Raw genomic sequence first — 5,409 nt, forward strand, 5'->3', positions numbered from 1 at the left:
GCTTGAGCCCAGTTTGGCAGAGGAAGGCCTTGAGCTTGGGAGCGACTTCGGGGACGATGATCATTGGTGGGGCCTTCAACGTGAAGGGTGTAAACACAAGCAACTCGTCATGGGTTGGCCCCGCCTTTCATTGCAATACCACTCTGGCGAAGCTCACGCAAAAAGCGCAACTTCAAAACTCACGCATCGGGGTGTGAAGAATAGCTTTTCGTGAGTGCAATGACAGGTTGGAAGCCTATCCCATCGAGAACAATGGGGTCATTGCGAATCACCTGTCGGCACGACGTGGATGGTCCAATACACCTCTTCTTCAAACGTCTCACCATCTTCGGCCTGGACCCGCAATTGCAGTTGCAATTGATCGACCGGCGACAGCATTGGCAGATTCAAACGCACGCGTGAAGAGCCTGGTTCTCCAGGAACGCCGTTCACCTGCACTGATTCGGGCGTCAACGTTTGCGTGCCAACCTGCGGGGCGTCCGATTCCGCTGTGCCGGGGATGTATTGATCCGATCCGTAAGCCTTGCTCCACAGATAGTCCCACTGGACGATTGAAACGCTGTCATCTTCGGAAACCGATTCCGCGTCCACGAGGAAGTTCAAATCAAGCTCCAACCCGCCTGCCACCACACGAGCGTCGGTGATCATCTTGGGAGGCGTGCCGGTGTAGCGAAGTCGCTGAACCCCACCATCTTCCAACCCAAACCGACCACCACCGTTCCAGCCTTGCAAACCGGTGGCGTAGACCTGGCCGTCGTGCGAATTGACGCGACCACGCATGATTCCGGTCGAGAAATCAAACGGCAGCTTCACGATGGCGGCTTGTGAGATTTCCCCCACTTCCTGAATCATCATCATCGACATCCAACCTTTGCCGAAACTGGTGTGCAACAGGTGATTCGAGATTGGACCAAACCGATCATCCTCGACCCAAATCTGGCCACCGGATGAGTTGTCAAACGCTTGCGGCATCCACACCAAAGGCTGTTCAAACGTCTCCGGAGCGACCACCGCTTTGATGTCAATCTTGCCTCCATCCGGTTCCCATTTGTTAGGAATCGAATAGGTCGGAACCCAACCATGAAAGGTGCCCGGTTTGGCGATAGAAACCTTCGATGCGGGAGTCCATTGGCCTTGGTTGTCACTGACCGTGATGCGGTCTCCCGGTAACGTTCCCAGCCCGTTTGGCGTGCGGAATCCAGTGCAAACCACCTCGCGTTGTGTGCCATCTTTCGAAATTCGCCACACCGCACCGGGCAGCGCAAAGTCGGCGCCATGCCCACTCTTGGCGTAGTAGAAGTTCCCTTCCGAGTCCGTTTGCAAATCAAAGTTGAAGGCATGGAAGTTGGTCGAAACATCCGTGTCGGCATTGAAGCTCTCGTAAAACTCCGCTTCGCCATTCCCGTCGCGATCGTGCAACCGCACCAGACGATCTTTACAAGTCACGAACACGTCACCATCGACAACCTTCACCCCAAAGGGTTCGTAGAGCCCGGCCGCGTAGCGTTTCCATCGAAGTTTGTCGAGGGTTTCATCAATGCCCGAAACAATCCAAATGTCGCCACCGTGAGTCGCGATGGCCATCCGCCCATCGTCAAAGAAGTCCAGTGCCGTTGTACGAAACCAAGTGTTCCAAGGCGTCGAATCGGGCCGTGTCAACGTGTCGAGAGCGTAACCGTCTTGCTCCAATCCCAAAGTCCCAACGGTGGTGATTTCCCCAGGCCAACGTTGCTCCGAAGGTCCCGAGGAGGAACGCTGAATCAGCGATGACAGATCACCGACAGGTTCTGCCACGGCTTTTCTGGCCAACTCCTTGAATGCGGTGAGTTCTTGATCCGTGTCACCGACGCCCACCGTGATTCTCAACCGACGAGCCAATTGATCCGATGGAATGGTCAATTTCAGACGATTTTTGGAAGCGAGTTCCCAAGTCACATTTTGACTCTGGCCAGAAACACTTGCCGCCGTGAACGTTTCGTTCTGTGTGTCAGAACTCTGAAGCGAAGCCAACTCAGTTGCTTGGTCCACGCCCCAAACATTTGCCTCGGAAGGTCCCTTTCCGACCGACAGCACAAGTGAATCCCCCGGGCCGATCCAAAGCTCATGCGAGAGTGTTCGCGAATCAATCGCCACCGCACGTTCCAAGACATCCCGGCCGTCGATCTCGTAGCTCAACACGACCTCATCATCGAGCGTGTAGTAGCCATGGTAGTCCATCCACTTCGGTGGCAACGGCCCGCGCGGCAAGCATCCATCGCGAGAGTAGTCCAGATCGCCATCGTGTCCCCACTGCCATCCCGCCAATCCGGAAACCGGCTTTCCATCCGGATTCGCAGTGCCTTCCCCGCGAGGACGCTGGTGTTGCGTTTCACTGAGGTCCAGGAATCCGCCGGTCCACACATCGGCCAAGTCCATCGCGTGGAGATTGTAAGAAACCGTGAGGTCGCCGAGCGGCAAAGTCAGCACGCTGGGAAAATCACGTCGCAATTGTGAGCCGAGAGCCAATCCAAAATCTCGCGGTTGGATCTCAAAACGCTTGCCATCCTCCGTGCCTTTGGGGAGCGATTCCAAGTAAGCATCGTCGATCGATTCATAGCTCGGGTTCTGATCCTTCATCAGCGTTTCGCGGATGTAGTGAACGACCTGATAACGTTGGTGCGGGGTCAGGTAAGTCATCGGGCCCATCAACCCATTTCCCTTGGTCAACGTCATGAACATTTTGTAGGGGTCGGCTCCGAACTTCAGCTCCTGCGAGCTGAAAGCTCGCGCCGTCGGCAACGCGGGTTGCTGGCCATCGGTTCCATGGCAATTCGCACAATCGCCTTCAAACAACTGACTCCCTTCGTCGATGTCTCGGGACCGCAGGGAACGAAGAATACCAGCATGATCCAGGTTCTTCGAATCATCTTTGACAGCCAACTGTTCCGGCGATGGCCGCAACATCTTCTCCGCCACGCGGCCTCCCCTCGCGACGGTCATCACGTACTGAAGCAGGTCCAAGAAATCACGCTGTGATTTGATCGACTTCATCAACCCAGCCGGCATCATGGACTGCTCGTCCTTCTTCATCAATTCAATTTCGTCGCGAGCGAAAGTGAACTCCTTCTCCGGTGTTTGCCCCAACCGCATCGTGATCGAATCGTCATCCTGGCCCACCAACATTCCTTTGAACACTTCCCCGTCCACGGTCAGAACCGTGTAGGTCTCGTACCCTTTTCGAATGCGTTTGGAAGGCCGCAGCAACGCATCCACCAGATCGATGTTGGTGAGATCGATTCCAATGCTCGACAGAGGCGGACCGAGAAGCGAATCGCTGGTTCCGTCGCCGTGACAGCTCACACAATTGGCGGCGGACTTGAAATACACCAATGCACCCCGCTTGGCGTCGCCACGACGGCGGGCTTGCAGCGCCAACTCAAGCGGATCGGCCTCCTGGAGCTGCGTTTCCAGTGGAACCGCTTGACGCAATGTCGTTGTCGGTGGTGCAGAGAGCCCAGTCGAAACGCTCAACAAGACATAAAGGATGCCAACGCAACCGCGAAACCGGAAACGTTGGCAAGCGACGACGACAGACAGATCCATGAGGTTACCCAACGATGATTCACCGTTTCAACAAGAGTGATTGCAAGTCAACTGGAACGAGAACAATTGCACCGAAGGATAGTCGGAGATGATATCAGTTCAGCAGTTTTTCAACCAACGGAACAATGTCGGCTTCATAGGTGAAACCGGCAGTTTCGCCAACATCGGAGAACTGCTTGGCCAACTGACCGTCCGCGCCAAACACCAACACGGCAGGAATCGATCCAATGCCGATGGCCTCGAACACCTCGTCACTCGGCGTTTGCACAATGAAGTTGTCGAACTCCGCTTCGACACTGGAAAGAAACTCAGTGACCTTCGGCTCATAAGATTCCGGCGGGCGACTTTTGCGTCCATCAAAGTCCACATTGGCACCAATGGCGACCACTTTGTCGCCAAACCGTTTCTGCATCGCGACCAAATTCGGGAACTCCTTCAGGCATGGCCCGCATGCCAGCGACCACACATCCAACACGGTCACCTTGCCGCTTTGGGCTGCCGTTTGTCGAACCTTTTCCCAGGCTGCGTAATCAACGGAAACATCCTTGCTCGAAGCCACCAGATCGATTGACATGTCGCCTGAGACTTCAGGAGGTTTGGAGGAAGTTCCAACATCCAAATCATCTGGCAAATTGAATTCGCCTTTACTCGGACCACTTTTCGTTGCAGGGGCTTCCGGCAAATCACCTTCAGGCAATTTGAAACCTGATGGCGTCTCAAGATTGGGACCAGACGATTCTCCTGCGGAGGTTTCCTCCATCACGTCCAACGGAGTTGTTTCCACTTCGTCCGCGGCATCAGTGGAAACCTCAGGCGTTTCGGCCGTCGGTGCGGAAGAGGAACCACAGCCGCTCACCATCATCGCGGCAGGCAACAAGGCATAGCGGATAGAACGCGAAAACGAGAATCGATCCATCGTTGAACTCGGCAAGGGGAAACGAACAAACACCAAACACTACGTTACCAAATTGTCGAACCGTTGACACTCAGCGACGCTTCAACCCGTTGAAACTGGCGGTCGCCGACAAGGGGTCCTCTGGCCAATCGTGTTTGGGGTAACGACGCCGAAGTTCTTTGCGAATTTCACCATAAGTCGTGGCCCAAAAGCTAGCTAGGTCATTGGTAATCTGTTGCGGACGCCCATTGGGTCCCAGCAAATGCAGTTGCAACGGCACACGTCCTCGCAAAATCCGAGGTGTCTCTGGCCACCCAAAGCACAATTGAATTTTGACCTCGATCCTTGGTGGCTTGCCTTCGACATAATGAACCGGCACCTTCCGCCCACCAGGCAATGCGATCTCCTCAGGAGCCTCGGCTTGCACGGTCTGCCAAGCCGAATAGCCGATCTTCCCGAGCACATGATCTGCCCAAGGAGCCGATTTCAGTTCCTTCAAACTCGATCGACCAGCACACAGGTCGGCAAGCAACTCCAACTGAAGATCTTGTCCGATCTCCGGCACCTGCTCGTCAATTTCTGCCACCATTCCAATCCGGTGCAGCAGTTTTTGGAACTTCTCACCCGCGATGGGCAGCCGAGCCTTCGCGTTTTCAAACAAAATCGCCTCGGTCTGTTCATCACAAGGCACCTTGGCGGGTGTCTCGCGAAGAACCAAATCGCCATACCGAACCTGCCGACGACACTGAACGGCAGAGCGGCCTTCGTCCCAGGACTGCACCTCAACGGTTTCGACTTGCTCGGCATCCAACCAATCTTCTTGAATGGGAACCGCGGCGCGAACTCGTGATTCCGCTCCGCCGCCGTCGACGTCGTAACAAAGCATCAATTCCTGCGTCGAAGTTTCCCCGACGATTCGATTCAATCCAACG

4 protein-coding genes are annotated in these 5,409 nt (G+C 55.1%); 1 reads left to right on the plus strand and 3 read right to left on the minus strand.

Features of this window, described 5'->3' with window-relative positions:
* A partial coding sequence (locus ACF8AM_RS24405; protein WP_392558155.1) for a hypothetical protein occupies window positions 1-214 on the plus strand: 214 nt, incomplete at its 5' end.
* A gap of 44 nt (window positions 215-258) precedes the next feature.
* On the opposite strand, the gene ACF8AM_RS24410 is transcribed toward ACF8AM_RS24405, so the two are convergent.
* From ACF8AM_RS24410 to ACF8AM_RS24420, 3 genes are all read right to left on the minus strand, one after another.
* Complete coding sequence (locus ACF8AM_RS24410) at window positions 259-3,582, minus strand: DUF6797 domain-containing protein (protein ID WP_392558156.1); 3,324 nt, start codon at window positions 3,580-3,582, stop codon at window positions 259-261.
* A 94-nt stretch (window positions 3,583-3,676) separates the two neighbouring features.
* Window positions 3,677-4,498 (minus strand): TlpA family protein disulfide reductase, encoded by an 822-nt coding sequence (locus ACF8AM_RS24415; RefSeq protein ID WP_392558157.1) that lies wholly within the window; start codon window positions 4,496-4,498, stop codon window positions 3,677-3,679.
* Between the two features lie 70 nt (window positions 4,499-4,568).
* A partial coding sequence (locus tag ACF8AM_RS24420) for an ATP-dependent helicase C-terminal domain-containing protein (RefSeq protein ID WP_392558158.1) occupies window positions 4,569-5,409 on the minus strand: 841 nt, incomplete at its 5' end.

It is taken from the genome of Rhodopirellula sp. JB055 (assembly GCF_043100905.1).
Lineage (GTDB): Bacteria > Planctomycetota > Planctomycetia > Pirellulales > Pirellulaceae > Rhodopirellula.

Coding starts and splice junctions, on each gene's coding strand:
- ACF8AM_RS24415 (WP_392558157.1), bottom strand. CDS start 4,498: ATGGATCGATTCTCGTTTTCGCGTTCTATCCGCTATGCCTTGTTGCCT.
- ACF8AM_RS24410 (WP_392558156.1), bottom strand. CDS start 3,582: ATGGATCTGTCTGTCGTCGTCGCTTGCCAACGTTTCCGGTTTCGCGGT.